Source organism: Sorangium sp. So ce448 (assembly GCF_051520915.1).
Taxonomy (GTDB): domain Bacteria; phylum Myxococcota_A; class Polyangia; order Polyangiales; family Polyangiaceae; genus Sorangium; species Sorangium cellulosum_B.
Genome location: NZ_CP150343.1, coordinates 2,929,212 through 2,950,745, shown reverse-complemented (window position 1 = coordinate 2,950,745; position 21,534 = coordinate 2,929,212). Strand labels below are relative to the sequence as shown.

General features: G+C 73.2%; 18 protein-coding genes. 13 read left to right on the top strand and 5 right to left on the bottom strand.

The genetic code is table 11. The annotated features are described in order from the left end of the window. Positions 1 to 15: 15 nt before the first annotated feature. Both ltaE and WMF45_RS11395 read left to right on the top strand, forming a co-directional pair. Positions 16 to 1,119: a low-specificity L-threonine aldolase gene (gene ltaE / locus WMF45_RS11400; protein WP_437716935.1), complete on the top strand. Its 1,104-nt coding sequence runs from the start codon at positions 16 to 18 to the stop codon at positions 1,117 to 1,119. Further along, positions 1,116 to 2,231 carry a tetratricopeptide repeat protein gene (locus tag WMF45_RS11395; RefSeq protein WP_437716934.1) on the top strand — a complete coding sequence of 372 codons (1,116 nt, stop codon included), beginning with the start codon at positions 1,116 to 1,118 and terminating at the stop codon, positions 2,229 to 2,231. Before ltaE ends, WMF45_RS11395 begins: the two co-directional genes overlap by 4 nt. Positions 2,232 to 2,279: 48 nt before the next feature. Here WMF45_RS11395 and WMF45_RS11390 read toward each other — a convergent pair whose 3' ends face one another. Continuing rightward, complete coding sequence (locus WMF45_RS11390) at positions 2,280 to 2,813, bottom strand: hypothetical protein (protein ID WP_437716933.1); 534 nt, start codon at positions 2,811 to 2,813, stop codon at positions 2,280 to 2,282. A gap of 138 nt (positions 2,814 to 2,951) precedes the next feature. Between WMF45_RS11390 and WMF45_RS11385 the strand changes: the two genes are divergently transcribed. The 8 genes from WMF45_RS11385 to trxA all read left to right on the top strand — a co-directional run bounded on the left by WMF45_RS11385 (position 2,952) and on the right by trxA (position 13,686). Next, positions 2,952 to 3,794 carry a hypothetical protein gene (locus tag WMF45_RS11385; protein WP_437716932.1) on the top strand — a complete coding sequence of 281 codons (843 nt, stop codon included), beginning with the start codon at positions 2,952 to 2,954 and terminating at the stop codon, positions 3,792 to 3,794. Positions 3,795 to 3,868: 74 nt separating this feature from the next. Beyond that, positions 3,869 to 5,830 carry an FHA domain-containing protein gene (locus WMF45_RS11380; RefSeq protein ID WP_437716931.1) on the top strand — a complete coding sequence of 654 codons (1,962 nt, stop codon included), beginning with the start codon at positions 3,869 to 3,871 and terminating at the stop codon, positions 5,828 to 5,830. Then, complete coding sequence (locus WMF45_RS11375; protein WP_437716930.1) at positions 5,827 to 7,638, top strand: Stp1/IreP family PP2C-type Ser/Thr phosphatase; 1,812 nt, start codon at positions 5,827 to 5,829, stop codon at positions 7,636 to 7,638. The genes WMF45_RS11380 and WMF45_RS11375 overlap by 4 nt, the downstream gene beginning before the upstream one ends. A gap of 1 nt (position 7,639) precedes the next feature. Next, on the top strand, positions 7,640 to 8,749 hold the full coding sequence (locus tag WMF45_RS11370; RefSeq protein WP_437716929.1) for a S1 family peptidase: 1,110 nt from the start codon (positions 7,640 to 7,642) through the stop codon (positions 8,747 to 8,749). After that, a complete protein-coding gene (locus WMF45_RS11365) occupies positions 8,749 to 10,350 on the top strand; it encodes a trypsin-like peptidase domain-containing protein (RefSeq protein ID WP_437719521.1) in 1,602 nt (533 codons plus the stop codon). The genes WMF45_RS11370 and WMF45_RS11365 overlap by 1 nt, the downstream gene beginning before the upstream one ends. A gap of 16 nt (positions 10,351 to 10,366) precedes the next feature. Continuing rightward, complete coding sequence (locus tag WMF45_RS11360) at positions 10,367 to 11,896, top strand: ABC transporter permease (RefSeq protein WP_437716928.1); 1,530 nt, start codon at positions 10,367 to 10,369, stop codon at positions 11,894 to 11,896. Beyond that, complete coding sequence (locus WMF45_RS11355; RefSeq protein WP_437716927.1) at positions 11,893 to 12,885, top strand: ABC transporter permease; 993 nt, start codon at positions 11,893 to 11,895, stop codon at positions 12,883 to 12,885. Before WMF45_RS11360 ends, WMF45_RS11355 begins: the two co-directional genes overlap by 4 nt. Positions 12,886 to 13,044: 159 nt before the next feature. Then, complete coding sequence (gene trxA, locus WMF45_RS11350; protein WP_044964524.1) at positions 13,045 to 13,686, top strand: thioredoxin; 642 nt, start codon at positions 13,045 to 13,047, stop codon at positions 13,684 to 13,686. 73 nt (positions 13,687 to 13,759) lie between these two features. On the opposite strand, the gene larC is transcribed toward trxA, so the two are convergent. Then, positions 13,760 to 15,214: a nickel pincer cofactor biosynthesis protein LarC gene (gene larC / locus WMF45_RS11345; protein ID WP_437716926.1), complete on the bottom strand. Its 1,455-nt coding sequence runs from the start codon at positions 15,212 to 15,214 to the stop codon at positions 13,760 to 13,762. Between the two features lie 72 nt (positions 15,215 to 15,286). After that, positions 15,287 to 16,039, bottom strand: coding sequence for a nickel pincer cofactor biosynthesis protein LarB (larB, locus tag WMF45_RS11340; RefSeq protein WP_437716925.1), 753 nt, complete (start codon positions 16,037 to 16,039; stop codon positions 15,287 to 15,289). A gap of 165 nt (positions 16,040 to 16,204) precedes the next feature. Between larB and WMF45_RS11335 the strand changes: the two genes are divergently transcribed. Both WMF45_RS11335 and WMF45_RS11330 read left to right on the top strand, forming a co-directional pair. Next, positions 16,205 to 16,957 (top strand): hypothetical protein, encoded by a 753-nt coding sequence (locus WMF45_RS11335; RefSeq protein WP_437716924.1) that lies wholly within the window; start codon positions 16,205 to 16,207, stop codon positions 16,955 to 16,957. A 90-nt stretch (positions 16,958 to 17,047) separates the two neighbouring features. Next, on the top strand, positions 17,048 to 18,430 hold the full coding sequence (locus WMF45_RS11330) for a TldD/PmbA family protein (protein ID WP_437716923.1): 1,383 nt from the start codon (positions 17,048 to 17,050) through the stop codon (positions 18,428 to 18,430). A 241-nt stretch (positions 18,431 to 18,671) separates the two neighbouring features. On the opposite strand, the gene WMF45_RS11325 is transcribed toward WMF45_RS11330, so the two are convergent. Both WMF45_RS11325 and WMF45_RS11320 read right to left on the bottom strand, forming a co-directional pair. Beyond that, a complete protein-coding gene (locus WMF45_RS11325; RefSeq protein WP_437716922.1) occupies positions 18,672 to 19,301 on the bottom strand; it encodes a helix-turn-helix domain-containing protein in 630 nt (209 codons plus the stop codon). A 199-nt stretch (positions 19,302 to 19,500) separates the two neighbouring features. Next, positions 19,501 to 21,111, bottom strand: coding sequence for a lamin tail domain-containing protein (locus tag WMF45_RS11320; protein WP_437716921.1), 1,611 nt, complete (start codon positions 21,109 to 21,111; stop codon positions 19,501 to 19,503). Positions 21,112 to 21,189: 78 nt separating this feature from the next. On the opposite strand from WMF45_RS11320, the gene WMF45_RS11315 reads away from it, so the two are divergent. Then, positions 21,190 to 21,534: a helix-turn-helix domain-containing protein gene (locus WMF45_RS11315; RefSeq protein WP_437716920.1), complete on the top strand. Its 345-nt coding sequence runs from the start codon at positions 21,190 to 21,192 to the stop codon at positions 21,532 to 21,534.

Below are 21,534 nucleotides of genomic sequence, written 5' to 3'. Positions count from 1 at the left end.
AGCCGAGGTTCCAGGATGCAAGCGACGATCGATCTCCGCTCCGACACCGTCACCCGACCGACCGCGGCCATGCGCGCCGCCATGGCCGCGGCCGAGGTCGGCGACGACGTGTACCGGGAGGACCCCACCGTGCGGGCGCTCGAGGAGCGCGTCGCGGAGCTCACGGGCAAGGAGGCGGCGCTCTTCGTGCCGAGCGGGACGATGGGCAACCAGATCGCGCTCCTCTGTCACACGCAGCGCGGCGACGAGGTGATCGCGGGCGAGGGCGCGCACTGCGCGTTCTACGAGAGCGGCGCCGCGCCGGCCTGGAGCGGCGTGCAGTTCGTCTTCGCCGGGCGCGGCGGCCTCTTCAAGGCGGCCGACGTCGAGGACGCGATCAAGCCGCCGCAGTACTACCTCCCGCGCACGCGCCTCGTCGCGATCGAGAACACCCACAACCGCGCGGGCGGCCGGGTCTTCCCGCAGGAGGACGTGCTCGCCATCGCGTCGGTCGCGCGCGCGCACGGGCTCGCGCTGCACCTCGACGGGGCGCGCCTCTGGAACGCGGCGGTCGCCGCCGGTCGAACGCCCGCCGAGCTCGCCGCGCCGTTCGACACGGTGAGCGTCTGCTTCTCGAAGGGGCTCGGCGCGCCCGTCGGCTCCGCGCTGTGCGGCAGCGCCGACGTGGTCCGCGCCGCGCTGCGCTTCCGGAAGATGCTCGGCGGCGGCATGCGGCAGGCCGGCGTGCTCGCGGCCGCCGCCCTGTACGCGCTCACGCACCACCAGGGCCGCATCACCGAGGACCACGAGGCCGCGCGCGCCATCGCGCGGGCGATGCGCGCGGCGGCCCTTCGCGCGGTGGCGCGGTCCGCGACGGGCGCGCCGCCCGCGACGATCGAGGAGCCCGAGACGAACATCCTCTACATCGAGACGCCCGGCATCCCGGCGGAGCGGCTCGTCGAGGCCGCCGGGCGGCGCGGCGTGCTCGTGGGGGCGACGGGCCGGAGCGCCGTCCGCGCCGTGACCCACCTCGATCTCGCGCCGGAGCAGGTCGCGCCCGCGGCGAGCGCCCTCGCCGAGGCGCTCGCCGAGGTGCTGGCGCTGCCGCGCGATCGCGGCGCCGAGGGCGCGCGCGCATGAGCCGCCGCCCCACGAACGCCCCCGCGCCGGCGCTCGCCCTCGCGATCGCGATCGCCGCGCTGCTCGGCCCCGCGTGCGCGCCGGTGCGCGGCGACGCCTACCTCACCGCGATGACCGCCGGCGAGCGCGCCTACCACGCGGGGCGCTACCGAGAGGCGGCCCGCTCGTTCGACGACGCCGCGTCGCAGGCGCTGCGCGTGAAGGACCGCGACGAGGCCCGCCTCATGCAGGCGCGCTCGTTCGAGCGCGCGGAGTCCTGGGGCGAGGCGCGCGCGTCGTACGAGCGGCTGCTCGCCGACTCGCCGCGCGGGCCGCGCTCCGAGCGCGCGGAGTTCGAGCTCGCCGATCTCGCGATCGAACACGGCGACGCGGACGCGGGCTACGCGATGCTGCTGGCGGCGACGCTGCGCCGCCCGTCGCACGGGCTCGCGCGCAACGCGCTGAAGCGGCTCATCCAGCGCGAAGAAGATCGCGCCGGCGCGGCGGGCGCGCTCGCGTGGCTGCGGCAGCACGGCCCCGCGCTCCGCGGGACGGAGCTCGATCAGGACGTCGCCTACCACACAGCGCTCCTCCTGGAGCGGAGCGGCGATCGCGAGGCCGCGCTGCGCGCGCTCGTCGCCGCCGCGCGCGCACACCCGTATCCGGTCGGCAGCTTGACGGACGACGCCCTGTTCCACGCGGCGGAGCTCGCCGCGTCCCTCGGGCGCCCCGAGGAGGCCATCGGCTACCTGAGGGAGATGCTCTCGGCGCGCGAGCCGGCCGTCACCGGCAGCTACGACCGCGAGAAGTTCGACGACGCGCAGCTCGAGATCGCGCGCCTCTACCGCGACGCGCTCGGCGATCGCGCGGCCGCGCGCCGCGAGCTGCGCAAGCTTTATACGGACCACCCCGCGTCCATCCTGCGCGACGACGCGCTCTGGGCCGAGGCGAAGCTGTGGCGCGAGGAGGGTCGGAGCGAGGAGGCGTGCGCCACCGCGGCCCGGATTGCCCGGGAGCTCCCCGACTCGCGCTACGCGCGCTGCGCGCACGCAATATGTCCGTCGCTCCCTGCGGCGCCTCGCCCGTGCGCGGACTACATCCTCCGCGAGCTCGACGGCGGGAAGGACCGCTGACGCGGGGACGCCGCGCGGCGCGTCGCCGCGGCGGCGCGCCGACCGCGCTCAGTCGTCCTCGTCGTCCTCGGGCTCCAGCTCGGCGTCGTCGTCGCCGTCCTCGTCCTCGTCGTCGTCGGCGAGGTCGTCATCGTCGGCCTCGTCGAGGTCGTCGTCGTCCTCGCGCGGCTCGTACTTCAGATCGATGCCGATGTCGCCGAGCTGGGTCTCGAGGAGCTCGAAGAGCTCGTCCACGTCGTCGCCCCCCCACTCGTCGAGCACGTCGGTCAAGAACTCAAAAAAATCACCGCTGTCCAGACGACGCTCGATCTCTTCGACCTGCTCCTCCGAGAACGCCTCGAGGACGTCCTCGCGCAGCGCTTCGGTGTCGCCTTCCTCAACGGCATCCGCCGCAGAGAGGCGGATCTGCTTTACGGCACGCTTGTCGAGGTGAATCTCCATGAAGGTGGCTTCGTTTAGGCGACCCTCGCAGCTGCCGTCAAGCGGCGTATGGTGTCGGGCTTCAAGAGACCGCTCGCCTCCCCCTTCCGTCGCGTCTTTTCCTGAGGGGCGCGCGAGACGCGAAGGGGGCGCGGCGGGCACGGCGGCCACGTAGAGGCGCGGAGGTGCCCCCAGGCGGCCGCGCGCGCCCACGTCGGAGTTCGGCTCCGAGGCGCCCCCGCGCCCGCGCGGCGGAGGAGCGTTGCCGGCGGGAGATCTCTCGCGTATCTCAAACAACTCGTGCGTTTGCGATCTCCGCCCGGCGCGCTCTTGGCCGCGATCATCGCGGCCGGCGCCCTGCTGTCCTTGACAGCGCGGGCCGCGCCTCCGGCCCCCCAGCCCGACGGCGCGCCCCACGGCGCCGCGCCAGGCGCTCCCGCCGGTGGTCGGACGGGAGGAGGCCGAGGCGAAGGGGCCGAGGACGGCCGCGCCACGCCCGCCGGGAGCGCTCGGCTCGACGCGGCGGGGGACGAGGCCGCCGCCGCGCAGGAGCCATCGCCTGCCGTCAAGCCGCGCGTCGAGCTCGCCTCCCGGCCGCCGCCGCTGCACGTCGAGTACGTGCAGTACGGCGTCGCCCTCGTGGCCGAGATGAGCCTCGATCCTGGCGCTGCCTGCCCGCGCTCCGGGCCCCTCTACGCGTGCATCCTGGGCAGCGGAGGCGGGCTCGCGATCCGCGGCGGATACCGCTCGCCGGGGCCCTGGTACTTCGGCGGCGCGTACCAGTTCACCAAGATGGACTCGAGCAACCTCTACCGGCTTGGAATCTTCCAGCAGCTCCGGGCCGAGATGAGGTACCTGCCGGACATCGGTTACCGGGCGGCTCCCTACTTTTCCGCCGGGATCGGCGGCGTCGCCTACGGGAACGAGTGGGGCGTCGAGACGGGCGGCGCGCTCATCTTCGGCGGCGTCGGGGTCGAGCTGGAGGTCTCGCGCCGCGCGGTGCTCGGCGTGAGCTGCGTGTACCGGCCGGTGCTGCTCGCTGGCTGGAGGGACACGGCCAACTACGAGCGGGCCACCGCCATCGCGCAATTCGTCGGCTTCGAGCTCCTCCTCGAGGTGCGGACCGAGGTCGGCCGGCGCTGAGCGGTTCCCCTGTCCGATCGAGAGAACGCACCGGCTACTTGACTCGACCGTCGCTCCGCGGTCCCCTCGGCAGCGTGATCTGCGATGTGTGCGGCCGCGACAACGCTGGCGATCTGACGTTCTGTCAGGATTGCGGTCGCCGGCTGAAGGCTCGAGAGGCGCGGGTCGTCCCGCCGACGCCGCCGAGCGGCTTGCCGCAGGTGTCGCTCCCGGCCCTGCCGGCGCCCGCGCAGGCCGAGACGCCGCCGGCGAACGACGCCCGCGCGGCCGCCAGGGCGCCGGGGCCTCGCGGCGCGCCGGGGCGCCTTCGCCCGGAGGCGCCCGTGTTCTCCTTCAGCCCGCTCAGCGCGGCGAGGACGGAGCCAGCGATGCCGGTGGTGCACGGCCGCGCCGAGGGCGCCTCGCGCCCGGCGCGCGAGGGCGCCGCGACGCCGGCCGCTGGCGCGCTGGACAGCGCGATCCAGATGGTGCCAGCCCTGCAAGGGCCGAGGGTCACCGAGCGGGGTGATGCGCCCGCGCCGCCCGCGACGCCCTCGATCACCGACGCGATCCTGGGGCTCTCCTGCGCGAACTGCAACGGGGAGAACCCTCCGGGCTACCGCTTCTGCGTGACGTGCGGCGCGGCGCTGAACAGGAGAGATGGCGGAGCGCCGGCGGGCGCCCCGCAGCCGGTGAGCCAGGTGTCGAAGCGCGCCAGGGGAGAGCGCGGCGAGCCAGGCACCGCGCTCTCCCCTGGCGCGCCGTACATGGCGCCCCCGCCTCACGAGGAGATCGGGACGACCGCGCGAGGTCTCCACGACGTCACGCCCGCCGCGCCCCGGAACGCGCCGCCTGCCGAGGCCGCGCCGCCGCCAGCGGCGCGCGACGAGCGCTCCGGCGCCGGAGACGCGCATCAACGGGCCGGCGCGCCGGCCCGGCCGGCTCCGCCCCCGCTGCCCCCGGTCGCCCTGCCCCCAGCGCGGCTGTCCCCGCCCGCGGCCAGCGGGAGCAACGCGGACAAGATCGTCGGCTCGCCGGTTGTCGACATCGCGTCGTCGCAGCGGGCTCCCGTCCCGCCGGTCGAGTGCGCGCGCTGTCGCGGTCAGTGCCTGGCGGGCACGCGGTTCTGCAAATATTGCGGTGCGCCCCTCGAGGGCGAGCGGCCCGCCTCCGAGCGCCCATCCAGGGCCGCCTCCGAGCGCCCGCAGCCCGCGCCCGCGCTCGCCCCGGACGCCCGGCGCGACCCGCAGCGGCCCCCGCAGACAGCCGAGCCCGCCGGGCCGATCTCGAACGAGGCGAGCAGCGCGCCGCCAGCCTCCCAGCGGCCGCTCGCGCCGCTGCGCGCGTCCCTCTCGGTCCGCCCGCCGGCGTGGGTCCCGGCTGACACCCAGCCGACCCGAGCGCTCGAGGGCAAGCTCATCGTGATCGTCGAAGACGGGACCGAGGGAAAGAGCTTCCCCCTCGCGGGCCCGCAGATCGACATCGGCCGAACCGAGGGGGATATCCTCCTCGAGGACGACCAGTACGTCTCGCCGCGGCACGCGCGGATCATCCCGCAGGACGGGTCCTGGGTTCTCCGTGACCTGGGCAGCGTCAACCGCATCTACCTCCGCATCCGGAAGACGCACCCCCTCAGAGATGGCGACTTGCTCCTCCTGGGCCTCGAGGTGTTACAGTTTCAGACCGTGAACGACGGCGAGCGAGGCCTCGGCCATGCCATCCAGCATGGAACGTTGCTGTTTGGCTCGCCCGCCATCCACCGCCGGGCGAGACTCTGCCAGCGGACGGTGGAGGGCGTGACGCGGGACGTGTACCACCTCTACCGGGATGAGACGGTGATCGGACGGGAGACGGGAGACATCGTATTCACGGCCGATCCGTTCCTCTCGCGACGCCACGCCGCCATCCGGAGGAACCCGGCCACGGGGGAGTTCACGCTCAGCGACCTGGACTCGTCGAACGGGACCTACGTCGCCATCCGCGAGGACGTCAGCCTCCTCGATCGCGATTTCGTGCGCATCGGGCAGCACCTGTTCCGCGTGGATCTCCCCAGATGAGCGACCAGACCGTCCGCGAAACGCCGACCGAGGCGCTGGAAGTCGAGGGGCTCCCCGGCGCGACGTCCGCAGGAACCGACTCGAGCAGCCACGCCGGCAAGGCGCTTCATGACTCCCCGCACGGCGCCGCGTCGCTCGAGCCCGGCAAGGCGGGGTCTGTGGAAGCAGGCAAGCCCGTGAACTGGAAGCCCCCGCCGCCCAAGACGCGTCCGGCTGCGAACGCCGCGCACAAGGCTGGCATCGCAGTGAAGCCCGTGAAGGCGCCCAGCGCATCGAGCCCGGAGAAGGTCGGGCGGAAGCTCCCTCCGCCGCCGCGGGTGCGGCTCACCGCCGGCGGGTCGCGCGAGGAGGACACGGATGGAAGCGCCGCACGGTCGGACGACCTAGGAGACGCTGTGACCCCCGATGCTCCGCCGGCCGCCGCTCAGGCGCACGCCTCCCTCGCGGCCGCGTCGTACGACGGCGCGCTCGACGAGACCCCCGCCGCGGAGGCCGCCCACGGCGGCGCTTCCGGGCGCTTCGCGGGCGAGGCGCCGGGGGGTGGCGAGCCGGACGAGGGCGGGCAGCGCCCCGACGGCATGGACGGCGCGGCGACACCGCCCGACGAGCCGCGTCGCCCCGAGGTCGTGCTGCGGCTGTTCGGCCGGACCGACGTGGGCCAGGTCCGCGAGCACAACGAGGACAACTTCATCGTCGCGGATCTCACGAACGCGAGCCGCGGCCTGATGGAGATGGATCGCTACCAGGTCGTCGGCGAGCGGGGCGCCCTGCTCGGCGTGTGCGACGGCATGGGCGGCGCCGCGGCGGGCGAGGTCGCGAGCCAGCTCGCGGTCGACATCATCTACCAGCGGATGAGCGCCGCCGGTCCCCCGGAGAACCACGACGAGCTCGCGGCGCGGCTGGTGCAGGCGATCGAGGCGGCGGGCCTCCGGATCTTCAGCGAGGCGAAGCTCGATCGGACCCGGCGGGGGATGGGGACCACCTCGACCATCGCCGCGCTGATGGACGATCACCTGTTCCTCGGCCAGGTCGGCGACAGCCGCGCGTACGTCCTCCGCGGCGATCGGCTCGTGCAGGTGACGCGCGACCAGTCGCTCGTGAACCAGCTCATCGAGGCGGGCCAGCTCACCGAGGAGGAGGCCGAGACCTTCGAGCACAACAACATCATCCTCCAGGCGCTCGGCACCGCGGACTCGGTGCAGGTCGACCTCACCTTCGTGGAGCTCAGGCGGGGCGACACGCTGATGCTCTGTTCCGACGGGCTCTCGGGCATGGTGCGGAACGAGGAGATCCGCGAGGTGCTGCGGAGCGTCGACGATCCGATCGAGGCCTGCAAGGTGCTGACGGATCGGGCCAACCAGGCCGGCGGGCACGACAACATCACGGTGGTGGTCGCGAAGTTCGACGGCGACGGGCTCGCCCTGCCGGAGCTCGAGGACATCGAGGACCTCCGCTACCAGAAGTACGCGCTGCCCGAGCACCTCCTGGCCCAGAACGCCGCCGCGTCCGAGCCGGCGCGCAAGGTGAAGGAGCTCGACGAGAAGAAGATCTCGCAGCGCCCCCCCTCGCCGAAATCGTGGCTGAGCAGCGCGGACAGCGACATGGACGACGACGGGGACGACTACGACCACGTCGCCTCGCCCGTGCCGGCCGACGACGCGCTGGACGAGCGCAACGCCCGCGCGCCCGTCCAGGGCGACGAGCCGATCATGATCCCGACCGACGGCGCGCCGCAGTGGCTGGTGATCTTGATGATCGTGAGCGCCGTCGCGTGCGTTACCATCGCCGGCTACTACCTGCTTCGTTAGGGTGCGCGTAGCGCACGTGCGCGCGCCCCCCACCGCGATGCTGCGCAGCAACGACAAGCGTGGCCGGCAGACTCCGGCCGCCCCGCAGGAAGAGTGGCCCCCCGGGCGCCCGGACGCGGACGGCCGCGTCGACGTCGAGACCGCGCAGCGCATCGTCAAGGATGCCGTCGTGCAGGCGATGCGGCGCGAGGAGAAGGCGCTGGCGCTCGTGCGGGCCAAGGCGGACGAGGCGAGGCGCAAGGTGTCGCGCCACAACCTGATCCTCGGGCTAGGCGTCGCCGCGGCGCTCGTCGCCGTGGCCGTGGCGTTCGTGGTCACGTACCGATCGCGCCAGGCGGCCGACGCGCTGGCGCGCGAGGTCGGCCTCGGGATCGCGCCGGCGGCGCGCCCGTCGGGCGCGATCCCGGAGCAGGTGCTCTCGGGGCGCGCCATCTTCGAGCAGAACAGGCTGGCGCTCTACGTGATGGGCTACAAGGTGGACAACCGCATCGGCGGTTGCTGCTCGGCGTTCGCCATCGCGCCCGATCTGCTCGCGACGAACGCTCACTGCGTCCGCGACTGCCGCGCCCGCGGCGGCACCTCGATCGTCACGCAGAACGACTCGATGGGGAAGGTCCGCTTCCCCATCGTCGCGATGTCGGCCCACCCGGCGTACAAGCCGGGGCAGGCGGGCGCCGGCTCGCCGGACGTCGCCCTGCTCCGGATCGCCGGCAAGGCGACGCGCACGGTGAAGCTCGCGAACGACGCCGAGCTGCGGGCGATCGGGCCGGGCGACGACGCCTACGTCATCGGCTTCCCCGGTCGCCTGATGGACCCGCTGAGCCCCTCGGCGACGTTCCTGGAGGGCCGCATCGGGCGCGTGACCGGCATCGACGAGGAGGCGACGACGCCGGATCGAGCGGTACTGATCCAGCACGACGCCGTCACGCGCGGGGGCAACAGCGGGAGCCCCATCTTCAACCAGTACGGGCACGTCATCGGCATCCACGCGGCGCACATCGACGACGAGGACAACGTCACGATCGACGGCCGGAAGGCGACGGTGACGCAGAGCTCGCCGTTCCGCATCGGGATGCGGATCGATCTGCTGCAGGGGGTCCCGGCGCCGTGATGCTGCGCGTCGTACATACCTTCGGGCGCAACGCCGGTTCTGTGGAGATCCATGACCGGCGCGCGGTGCGCTTCGGTCGAGCGCCGGACAACGACGTCGTCTTCGACCCGAACCACGATCGCGACGCGAGCAGCCACCACGCCGAGGCGCGCCTCGAGGCGGCTGGCTGGGTGCTCTACGACCTCGACAGCCGCAACGGGACCTACGCGGGCGGGCAGCGGATCAAGCGGCACCCGATCGCGTCGGGCGACGAGATCACGTTCGGCGCCAAGGGCCCGCGGGTGCGGCTGGAGATCGTCGAGCGCCGCACGTCGGGCCCGCCGCAGGCGCACGCTGTGGCGCATCACCCCTCTCCTGCCGCGGCTTACCCTGCGCCAGTGACGGGCCATCCCGCGCCCGCCGCGTACCCCGTGCCTACTGCGGGCTACTCCGCGCCCGCCGCGTACCCCGCGCCCGCCGCGTACCCCGCGCCCGCCGCGTACCCCGCGCCCGCTGCATACCCGGCGCCCGCTGCGTACCCCGCGCCCGCCGCGTACCCGGCGCCCGCTGCCGCCCCCCCTGGGCACGTCCCGGCGGCGCCGCCGGCCGGAGCTCGGCGGGTCGGCGAGCGGACGATCGCCATGATGATCTCCTCCGCCGTCGCGGCCGCCACGGGGCGCGCGAAGCCCCGCGGCACCGTCGAGATCAACGCCATGCTCCACAAGGAGGTGCACGCCGCGACGGCAGGCCAGCGCCGCACGACCTACATCCTCGCCGCGCTCCTCGTGATCGCGCTCGCGAGCCTCGCCGCGCTCATCGTCTACAACCGCTCCTCCCACGACGAGATCAGCCAGCTGCGGGAGGAGCTCGCGGGCCTCTCGCCGGAGGACCCCCGGCGCAAGGAGATCGAGCGCCGCCTCGGGACGCTCCACCCGTCGAACGCGAACTTCGGGCGCAACCTCCACGACCGCTCCAGGAAAGGGATCTTCATGCTCGCCGCAGGGCGCGAGGGGTTCTGCACGGCGTTCGCGGTGCGTCCCTCCGTCCTCGTGACGAACGCCCACTGCATCACCGCGGCCAAGCGCCGCGGCGGCGCGATCGCGGCGCTCGAGAACGAGGGCCGGGGCCAGATAAGCTTCGCCGTGACCGGCATGCGGACGCACCCGCAGTACCGCGACAGCGCGGATCAGCTCACCCCCGACATCGGCACCGTGACGATCGCGGGGCGCGCGGCCGCCGTGCTCGAGCTCGCGACGCGGGAAGAGCTCGCGGCGGCCGGCGCCGGCGACGACGTGTACCTGATCGGCTTCCCGGAGCGGCTCACGGACACCGCGAACCCCGTCGCCACGTTCCTCGCCGCCAACATCGGCCGGATCACGGGCGCGAACGGCCGGCCCGCGCCCGCGGCGGAGGCCTGGCTGATCCAGCACGACGCCCGCAGCACGAGCGGCATGAGCGGGAGCCCCATCTTCAACGGCCAGGGCAGGGTCATCGGCATCAACGCCGGCGGGTACCTCGAGGGCAACGACGAGACGATCTCTGGCCAGAAGATGGAGGTGGTAAAGGCCTCCCCCTACAAGTTCGGGATGCGCATCGACCTGCTCGACGCCATCCTGCGCTGACTCCGGGCCGAGAGAGATGCTCCGCCACGCGCTCCGCAGGCTCCTCTGGACGCTGCCGACCCTCGTCGGCGTCTCGCTGCTGACCTTCTTCGTGCTCTCCTTCGTCCCGGATCCGACGGACGATCCGCTCCTCGCCAGCTCGCTCTCCAGCGCGGAGCTCGCGCGGCTCCGCCGGGAGCGCTTCCTCGACCTGCCGCGCTTCATCAACCTGGCGCCGCGCGACGTGCGCCTGCGCGCCCTCGCGGCCGCGCAGGCCATCGCGGCCGGCGGCGACGACGCGGCAGCCGCCGCCGACGAGCTGCGTCGCCTCGGCGGCGCCGCGCTGCCGCACATCCTGCCGCTCGACGCGCTCGCGCCCGAGCCGCGCACCCGCGTCGCGCTCGCGCTCGCCCCCGTCGCGGCGCGGATGGGCCTGCCGCGGGCCGACGACGCCGCGGACCCGGCGCACGCGGTCGCGTTCTGGACGCGCTTCTGGGACGACCGCGGCATCGAGTTCCGGAGCGCGTCGGTCCGGAGCGCCGTGCGGCGCCTCGTCCGCTACGGCTCCGCGTCGCGCGCCGCCGAGCTGCTGGAGCTCGACACGTTCGCCCTGCAGGCGGTGATCGCCGCGCTGCAGCCGCCGCGCGACGCCGCCACGCTCGAGCAGGCGCGCGCCCTCGTCGACGTCGCGGCCCACATCGCGGAGATCGACGACCGGATCGCCCCGGGCGACGACCTCGCGGAGGCCCGCGCGTGCGTCACGCGGTGGAGGTCGTTCTGGAACGTGTACCGCAGCGACTTCGAGGTGTTCACCGGCCCGGCGCAGCTCGCGGCGACCGTGCTCGAGACCCGCTACGGCAAGTGGGCGCTCGGCGCGGTCACCCACCGGCTCGGCGTCGCGGCGACCGGAGAGCCGGTGCTCGACGAGCTCGCGCGGCGCGCGCCCGTCACCCTCGCGCTCGTCTTCGGGGCGATCGCGCTGGCCTACGCCGTGGCGATCCCGCTCGGCGCGCTCAGCGCGGCCTCGCAGGGCCGGCGGAGCGACTCCGCGATCGCGGCCGCCGTGCTCACCGCCGCCGTCCTCCCGACCGCCGTCGTGGCCGTGGCCGCCGCGCTCCTCTCGGGCGGCGCGCGGTCCCTGCTCCTGCCGACGTGCATCATCGCGCTCTCGCTGGTCGCCGCGCCGACGCGGCAGCAGCGCGCCGCGCTCGTCGCGGTCCTCACGCAGGACTTCATCCGGGCCGCCCGGGCGCGCGGCGCCTGCCCCGCGCGCGCCATCGCCGTCCACGGGCTCCGCAACGCCGTGCTCCCGGTCGTGACGCTCGCCATGCTCGAGCCGCCGATGGCGCTCGGCGGCGCCTTCGTCGTCGAGCGCGTCTTCGAGCTCCACGGGCTCGGCGAGCTCACGCTCCTCGCCGTGCAGGCGCGCGACGTGAGCTGGCTCATGGCCATCTCGATCGGCGCCGCGGCCATCGCCGCGCTCGGCGTGATCGCGACCGACCTCGCCTATGTGCTCGTCGATCCGCGGCTCGGCCCGGCGGTGCTCTCACGGAGGAGCGAGGCGTGACCCACGCGACCGCGTTCCTCCGCCGGATGGTGGGCAGCAAGCGCGTCGCCATCGGCGCCGTGCTGCTCGGCGTCCTCGCCCTGCTAGCCATCTTCGCCGAGCTCCTCGCCGCCCCCGCGCCGATCGCCTGCTTCGGGCCGGGCCGCGCGGAGATCCTGCCCGCGGTCACCGAGGGCGCCGCGCTCGAGTCGCTCACCGAGGCCGAGCTCAGGGTGCGCTTCGAGGGCTTCGCGATCTGGCCGCCCATCCGCTACGGCCCGGAGCAGCGCACCGACGCCGGCCCGAACGCGTCGCCGTCCCTCGACCACCCGCTCGGCACGGACTTCGAGAGCCGCGATCTCGCCGCGCGGCTGATCTACGGCGCGCGCACGGCGCTCGGCCTGTCGCTCAGCGCGGTGCTCGTGGGCATGTTCCTCGGCGTCGTGCTCGGCGGGCTCGCGGGCACGCTGCGCGGCGTCTGGAACGACGGCCTCGTCCGCCTCGTCGAGACGGTCGACACCTTCCCGGCGATCCTCGTCGTGGCCATCGTGCGGGCGATCGAGCGTGAGCCTTCCGCGCTGTCGCTGGTGCTCGCGGTCGCCTTCGTCCGCTGGGCGGAGATCGCGCGCCTCGTGCGCGCCGAGGTGCTGCGCGCGTCGAGCGAGGAGTACGTGATGGCCGCGCGCGCGCTCGGCAGCACCCGGCTGCGCGTCTTCTACCGCCACATCCTCCCGAACGCGCTCGGCCCCGTGATCGTGAGCTCGGTGCTCGGCGTGGCGTCCGTCGTCCTGCTCGAGGCGGCGATCTCGTTCCTCGGGATGGGCGCGCCCGCGCGCGCGGCCTCGTGGGGAGAGACGCTGGGCCAGGCGGCGCGGCACCCGAGCGAGATCCGGCTGCTCGTCTTCCCGTTCGTGCTGCTCCTGGCGACGGTCGGCGGCTCTTACCTCATCGCCGACGCCCTGCGCGACTCCATCGATACACGCACCGTGCGCGCGCGCGTCCCGCGCTGACGGGGCGGGGCGCGGGCCGCACGTCCGCAGGCGCCGCCGGCCGTGCAGCGCTCCGCGCGCCGAAATTGCGCTGAAATCCCGTTCATCTCCGCGATCTCGGCGCCGGAGCCCTCGCGCCGCTCGATCTCGCAGGAAAGGCCCGCTATGAATTCGCCCGCCATGGCCGTTCCCGAGATCAACGAGCAGGAGTTCGAGCGCGAGGTGCTCCGCAGCGAGTTGCCCGTGCTCATCGATTTCACCGCCACCTGGTGCGGACCGTGCAAGACGGTCGCGCCGGAGGTCGACGCCATCGCGCGCGAGCTCGAAGGCAAGGCCAAGGTGGTCAAGGTCGACATCGACCGGTCGAAGCGCATCGCCACCACGCTGCGCATCCAGGCTGTCCCGACGTTCATGGTCTTTCATCGAGGCCGCCCGGTGGCCGCCGAGCAGGGCGTCCTCAACCGAAAGCAGCTCCGCGAGCTGCTCGATCCGTTCCTCCCGCGCGCCGAGGGCGCCATCCGGGCGGCCGAGCTGGCGCAGCTGATCCGCGAGGGTCAAGTGGTCCCCGTGGACACGCGTGAGACCCCCGCCTACGGCCGCGCCCACATCCCGGGCGCTGTGCACATCCCGATCGAGGAGATCGAGGGCCGGCTCGCCGAGCTCCACATGCTGGCCGGCGCGCCCGTCCTCTATTGCCGCTCCGGCGACAAGTCGAAGGACGTCGCCGCGAAGCTCGCCGAGGAGGGCGTGCCCGTCGCGTTCCTCGAGGGCGGCTTCCTCTCGTGGGAGGCCGAGGCGCTCCCGATCCAGCGCCCCGACTGACCGCTGCCGCGGGGTGACGCTGCGCCGCTCGGCGAGCTCGGCGCCGCGCGGCAGCCCTCTGCGCGGCGCGGCGTCACTTCTTGGCGGCCGACAGCGCCGCCGAGACGACCTCACGCACCGGCACGCCGTGCGTCCTCGCCGCCGCGGCGCAATCGTCGAACTCCGGCTTGATCTGCGGCGGCCCGAACGGCCCCTCGCTGATCTTCACCCGGATGGCTCCGTATGCCGTCTGCACCGTGGTGATCCGCCGCGGCCGCTCGGTGCGCCCGACCGGGATCTTCCGTAGCCCGATGCTGGTGGTCTCGCGGAGCAGCGCCGTCGCGACGGCGTCGGCCTGGGGGGCGGCCGCGAGCGCCGCGATCGTCAGGGCGGGGCGCCCTTTCTTCATGGTGATCGGCGCCGCCCAGGCGTCGAGCGCGCCCGCCGCGAACAGCGCCTCGATCGCGTGCCCTGCCACCTCGCCCGTCAGATCGTCGACGTTCGCCTCGACGATCACGTGCGACGCGCTGCCGAGGCTCTCGTCTCCACCCGTGCGCGTCCCGAGCACGACCCGCAGCAGGTTGGGGCGGTCCGGCAGCTCGCGCTGACCGGCGCCGAAGCCGATCCGATCGGGGGCGAACGTAGGCCAGCGCTCGAACCGGGTCGCCAGCGTGGCGATGATGGCCGCGCCGGTGGGCGTGACCAGCTCGGCGTCGAGCTCGACGCCGTAGGTCGGGACGCCGCGGAGGCACGCGACTGCCGCGGGCGGCGGCAGCGGGAGGATCCCGTGCCGCGCCTTCACGAACCCGCGCCCCATGGGCAGCGGCGATCCGACGACCTCCGCCCCGATGTGCACGATCGCCGCGGCGGAGCCCACGATGTCGACGATCGCGTCGACGGCGCCGACCTCGTGGAAGTGCACGTCTTCCAGGCGGATCCGGTGCACGGCGGCCTCCGCCTCGCCGAGGCGCCGGAAGATCCGGCGCGCCAGCGCGGCGACCGGTGGATCGAGCGGCGCGGCGGCGAGCATGGCGTCGATGGATCCGTAGGTGCGCTCCGGCTGCGGCGCCTCGACGTGCACGTCGAACGAGGTCGCCACGATGCCGCTCCGATGGGCGTGGCCCCGGTGCAGGTGGAACCCATCGAGCGGCAGCGCGGCGACGGCGCGCTCGATGACGAGGAGGGGCACCCCGAGATCGAGCAGCGCGGCGATGGTCATATCGCCCGCGATCCCGCTGAAGGCGTCGAAGAACAGGACCTTGCCCGTGCCCGCGCCCTCCTCGAGGAGCGGCGCGCGCGGATGGTCGTGCGCGTGCCCGTGATCGTCCCCGTGCGCGTGCCCGTGATCGTCCCCGTGCGCGTGCCCGTGATCGTCCCCGTGCGCGTGCCCGTGATCGTCATGGCCCCCGTGCGCGTGGCCGTGATCGTCCCCGTGCGCGTGGCCGTGATCGTCCCCGTGCGCGTGCCCGTGATCGTCATGGCCCCCGTGCGCGTGCCCGTGGTGGTGCTGGCCTCCGTGCGCGTCGTCGTGATCGTGCCCGTGTCCCATCTCTCGCCTTCTCCGTTCCCCGGGCGCCTTCGCGGCGCGGCGCGGCGCTCCCGCGGTCGCGCTCGTTCCGCGCTACTCCTTCGGCAACATGCGATGCGCCACCATCGCCGCGCCGAAGCCGCTGTCGATGTTGACCACGGCGACCCCGGAGGCGCACGACGTGAGCATGGCGAAGAGCGGGGTGAAGCCGCCCAGGGCAGTGCCGTAGCCGACCGACGTCGGCACCGCGATCACCGGCGCCGCCACGAGCCCGCCGACCACGCTCGGCAGCGCGCCTTCCATGCCCGCGACCACGATCACGGCCGACGCCTTGCGCAGCTCCTCGACGCGATGGAGGAAGCGGTGCAGCCCCGCGACCCCCACGTCGTAGAGCCGCTTCGCCTCGAGGCCCACGGCGCGCAGCGTCTCGATGGCCTCCTCGGCGACCGGGAGATCGCTCGTGCCCGCGGTCACGACGGCGACCGCCCCGGCGGCGCGCTTCGGCGGCGGCGCGACCTCGATGCTGCCGGTCCGCGCGAGGGGCACATAACGGAACGCGGGCAAGAGCGCCGAGACCGCCGCGCCCTTCGCGGCGTCGACCCGGGTCACGAGCACGTTCTGCCCCGCCCCCGAGATTTCCCCGGCGATCAGGGCGATCTGCTCCGGTGTCTTCCCTTCGCCGAAGATCACCTCGGGGACGCCCTGCCTGAGCGCGCGGTGATGATCGACGGTCGCGACGCCCAGGTCCCGGAAAGGCAGCCCTCGGAGGCCATCGAGCGCCTCCTCGACGGCAAGCTCGCCGGTCCGAACGCGCTCAAGCATCTCCCGGACGAGGCGCGGCTCCATGTGCGCAGCCGCTTAGCGCGGCGGCGTCCCCAGGGCAAACGTTCCGCCCAGCCTGCCCAGCCGCGCCCGGAAGAGCCCCGGTGTGGGCCGCTCGAGTCGTCCTGGTCAGGAAAAGGTCCAGGCACTTTGCTCAGGAGGGGGCGACAGGACTACTTTCGGCGCCGCGTGCCCGCCTTCGTCGCTCCCCTCGTCGGCTTTGCTCTCGGTGCGCTGCTCGCCTGGTTCAGCGCTGCAGCCCCTCACCGCCTGGGCGCGCTGCGCGCGGCGGAACCTCGGCTGGCGCCGGGCGCGCGCGCTCGGCCGCTCGCGGTCGTCTCCTTGTTCGCCTGCCTCGTCTTCGCGCCGGTTTGCGCGTACTTCCTCGTGTTCGCCCCTGACTGGAGCTTCGCGTACCTCGTCGACACGCGCCGCATCCCGTCCGCCGTCGACCTCGTGCTCGTCCTCGTCAACGCCGCCTCGGTGCCCGCCGGGTTCGCGGCCGCGAATCGCTTCGCCGGGAGCGCTGGCGGCAGGTGGACCGCGCAGCGCGCGGTGCACGCGCTCGCCGTCCTCGCCGGCGCGCCGCTGTCGATCGCCCTGGTCGCCGTCCTGGCCCTGTCCCGGCGGCTCGCGCTCGACGGCACCTACCGGCAGGTCGAGGGCGACTTCGGCGTCCACCCGGTCGCCGGCGGTCCGCTCGGGTATGCGCTCCTCTGGATGTACACCATGCTGGCCGCCGGCTTCGCGGTCACCGTGAGCGCCCTGCTCCGGCGCGAACCCGCGGGCAACGCGCCGAAGGTCGAGCCCTCCCCCGCCGCGCGCCCCCGCGCCGTCCCGAGTGAGCCAGCGCCTGAGGTCGTTCCGCCCCGGCCCGCCTCGACACGCCCTCAGCGGCGGCTCGGCGTCGGCAGCGGCGGGCGCTCCAACCGGCCGGGCTGAGACGCCGTTCGTGCGCGCTGGGATGCGCGCGGGGAGGCGACCGCGTCACCGCGTTGACGGAGCCAGCCCGCTCCACCACCCTGTCGCCCCATGTCCGAACGAGCCCGCGTGGAGCAGCAGGTCGAGGAACTCATGGAGCTCGCCGAGCAGGTGGTGACGCGCGCCAGGAAGGGCGGCGCCGACGTCGCGGAGGCGATCGCCCGCTCCGGCTCCGAGCTCACCACCAAGGTGCGCCTCGGCGAGCCCGAGCTCGTCGAGGAGGCCGTCCACAAGGGCCTCGGCATGCGGATCATCAAGAAGCAGCGCGTCGCGCTGACCTCGACGTCCGACCTCACGCCCCGCGGCATCGATCGCTTCGTGGCGGACGCGCTCGAGCTCGCCGACATCTCCCAGGAGGACGCGTTCGCCGGCCCCGCCGATCCGGAGCTCATCGCCAAGGGGCCGTTCCCCGCGCTCGATCTCTACGATCCCTCGGGCGGCGAGGTCACGGCCGCGCAGGCGATCGACATCGCGCGCCGAGGCGAGCAGGCCGCGCGCGACGCCGACCCGCGGATCACGAACAGCGAGGGCGCGACGTTCTCGCGGAGCGCGGGCGCCTTCGCCCTCGTCCTGTCCGGCGGGTTCCGCGGCGGCTTCGCCGGCTCGTACGCGCAGCTCGTGGTCTCCCCGATCGCCGACGACAGCGGCGACAAGAAGCGCCGCGGCTTCTACTTCACCGGCCGGCGCCACCTCGCCGACCTGGACGCCCCGGACGCCGTGGGACGCGAGGCGGCGCGCCGGACCCTGCGCAAGCTCGGCGCCCGCAAGGTGGCGACCTGCGAGGCGCCCGTCGTCTTCGACCCGGACGTCGCCCGGTCGATGCTCGGGTTGCTCGGCTCCTGCATCATGGGCAGCTCGATCTGGCGCAAGTCGAGCTACCTCGTCGGCCGCGAGGGGACGCGCATCGCCAGCGATCTCATCACGATCGTCGACGACCCGCTGATCCCGCGCGCGCCCGGCTCGCGCCCGTTCGACGGCGAGGGCCTCCTCGCCCGGCGCAACGTCGTGGTCGAGCAAGGCATCCTGAAGACGTACCTCTGCGACAGCTACAGCGGCCGGAAGCTCAAGCGCCCGCCGACCGCCAGCGCCTCGCGCGGCGCTGGCGGCGGCGTCGGGCCGTCCACGTCGAACTTCCTCCTCCAGCCCACCTCCACGCCGGCGGCCGAGATCGTGCGTTCCACGCCGCGCGGGCTGTACGTCACCGAGATGATGGGCTTCGGCTTCAACGCCGTGACCGGCGACTTTTCTCGGGGTGCGTCCGGCTTCTGGATCGAGAATGGAGAGCTCGCCTATCCGGTGAGCGAGGTGACCATCTCACTCAACCTTGACGAGCTCTTGCAGCGGATCGACGCCGTCGGGGACGACCTGGATCTCCGGACGTCGACGTGCTCACCGACGTTCCGGGTCTCCTCCATGACCATCGCTGGAAGCTGAAGCGCCTCCGTCCGAGGAGCCGTGCTCCTCGGGCGCGTCTTCCTCCAGGAGACGCCGAAGCGGACTCGACAGCGGGGTTGCGAGCGACCCATCAACCGGCCCCGGGTTGTGCTGCAGGAGGGGGTTCTGACCTCAGCGGCTCGCTCTGCAGTGCTGCGGCTCCTGGCGGAGCCTAGTCGGGCGCGACCGGCCGTCCTAGCCCAGCCTCTTCTGCTGGGCGTAGGACGGCCGGGGCCCTGGCTCAGCGCGAGGACCCGCCTGCGGCGAGGCTCCGCGGCGGCTCTTCCGACGCCGGACCGCTCGCCGCCTGGAGGGGCGTCGCCGCCTGCGCGGCCGCTTCGGGCATGAGGAAGCCCTTCAGCTGCTGCGCGTCGCTCCGGCCGATCCGGCCGACGAACGACGGCAGGCTGATCGGCTCATCCGACAAGGCGACGAAGGTCCCCTGCGAGTTCGCTCGGTGGAGCGCCTCGAAGAGGGAGGGGACGTCCACGTCGCTGGACACCGCCCGCACGTCGACGATGTACACGTCCGCGGGGTCCGCCCCCGCGAAGATCAGCGCGTCATACGGGTGGCTCGCGTGCCGGATGGGCACGCCTTCCCCGAGGGCTCGCGCCACGTGGGCCATCGTATCCTTGGTGCCGATGGCCATCATCGACTTGGAGGTCGCCTTGGCGAGCTCCCGGGGCACCGAATAGCCCCATGCACGGAGGAACTCGGCCACGTCCGCAGCCTTGAAGCGCAAGTGTCTCCCCGGCGTACGGAAATGGGCAATCCTCCCCCGATCTACCCAGTTATGGATTGTCTTCAAGTCGACCTCGCACAAGGCTGCGAGGTCCGATGCCGTCAACAGCTTTTCACGAACACCAGCCATCGCCGAACTCCACGCGAAAGGCACCTGCCGCACAGCTCGCGTTCACAGCGCGGCAGCGTCTCCTCAGGTGGCGGCCCCCCCACCCGTCTGTCTACTCGATTGAAACCTAGCTCTCATAGACGGGTCCGTCACCCGCTTTGCTCGAATTTTCTCGGCCCCATGGCGAGTTCGCCCCGCGCGGAGGCAAACTCCCCATCCTTCAGGGGATCTCCTGGTTCATTATGTTCACGCGACCGGGCGTCGGCCAGCTGGTCGCGAAGGAGCCAGCCGAGCCGTCTGGAGCGTGCGGAGCGACGCGGGCCAGGCTCATTCCCGGCTTTGGCAGGGGCGCGGCGGGCGACCTGGACAAGACAACACCTCCTCGATCCTTCAATTTGAGCGGTTCTCCCGAGTTCGACAGCCCGTGGCTGCCAAGTTTGGGGACGCGGAGAAGAAGCGTCTCGGGAGAAGGCGGAGGGTCGAGCTCATCGTCAGAAATATAGCCCTCGTTGACGACCAGAGCGTACGCGCCGGGCATGAGGGAAATAGGGGGCAATTCGGTTTCACCACCCACATCGGCGAGTACAACCCCTGTGAGCTCAGCAGGGACGTCACCGTCATTGTAGAGCTCGACCCACTCCTGCCCTGGCTCTGGCCCGACGGGGTTCGCCAGCACCTCGTTGATGATCACATGGGGCATGGGCGCGCGCGTCATGGCCGAGAACGTCCGGCGCTCCACGACACCGGCGTTGTCGACGGTCGCAATGGCGAGCTCGACGAGGCTCAAGGGCGGCAGGGGAGCGAGGACGAACGGCCCGCCCGGCGGTACCGCGAGGACTTCGTCGAACCCCGCGCCCGCGATCGCCCAGAGCAGGGGCGCATCCGCCGAACGAACGAAAATCCGATCGTCGGCGACCTGAGCGCAGCCCGGCCCGAGCGTGAGCTCGTCCGGCGCACACGCCGCCGCGATGGCGGGAAGCGGATCTGATTCCAGCATGAACGGACGTGGATCGAGGCTCACTGCCGTCGGCTCGCCCGGGAGCGCGACGGGAGGCCCCACGAGGCGCACGCCGTCGGCCTCGGGCGGCGCCGTGGCGGTTGGCTCTCCTTCGAAGCGCAGGCAGCGCGCGCCGATGTCGTCGACAGCGCCGCGGCGCAGCTCGCCCGCCGGTCCGCCAGGCGCGAGTGTCGCAGCGACGACCACCTCCGGGAGGGGCGCGTCGCCGCACCACACTCCCAGGCCGAGGGTCGCGCCGGCGTCGGGCGGCGGCCAGAGCCGTGAGAGCACGGGCGGCGAGCCCTCCGTGGCGATCTGGATGTGGTGCGAGAACACAGGGCTGCCGCTCGCGATGGCGTAGGTCTCCCCGGGTGCGAGCGGGGCGAGCGGCGCCACGGTCAGCGAGAGTTCGCCAGGGGGAGTCCCGTTCAGCCACGCGATCGAGGGGACGACGCGCTCCGACAGCGCGGTCGACAGCTCGCTTCGCTCTATCTGCCGGAGGTGAGCCGCGCTGAGCTTGCCGCGGATGACCAGCGCCCGGGCGGGATCGACGCTCCCGAGAGCGGCGCCGGGGAGGAGCACGCGCGCCCGCAGCACCGGAGGCGCGGCGTCCAGCGGCGCGGCGGGCTCGATCTGGAGCTCGGGGCCCGGGTCTGCGGGGCCGGCGACCTCGGCGTCCTCTTCGTCTCCGCTTTCATCGAGTTGCGGGGGGACGACGAGCTCCGGCGCGCAGGACAGGGGTGAGGCCACGAGCGGCGTGAGCACGAGCGCAAGCGGCAGCGCGCGGAGCGCGCGGGGAGTCCACGAGGGGCGAATCGGGCAACGATGGGTCATGACGCGGAGTTCGGCGGGAGCTCGCTGCCGGTTGCTCGACGTCGCTTTCTTTTTTCGAGGCCGCTACCCTCGCCCCGCATGGCCCCCGAGGACATCAAGAAGCTCCGGCAGGAGCTCGGCTGCACGGCCCGCGAGCTCGCCGGAGCGCTGGGCATCGAGCAGGAGACCGTGCTCGCGTGGGAGCACGGAGATCTCTTTCCCACGAAGCGCTTCGTGGGAATGATGGAGGAGCTTCGACGAAAAGGTCCGGAGGCGATCCCCCGCAAGAAGAGGAGGCAGGTCGCCACCTCGCCGCTCCAGGTGCTCGCCGATCCCGAGCTCTGGCGGCTCTTCCGCAAGCTCCTCGCCCACCCCGAGCTGAGAAGCACCGTAACGAAGCTGGCCGAGGCCTATCCGGATCCGACGGATGCTCCACCGCCGTGA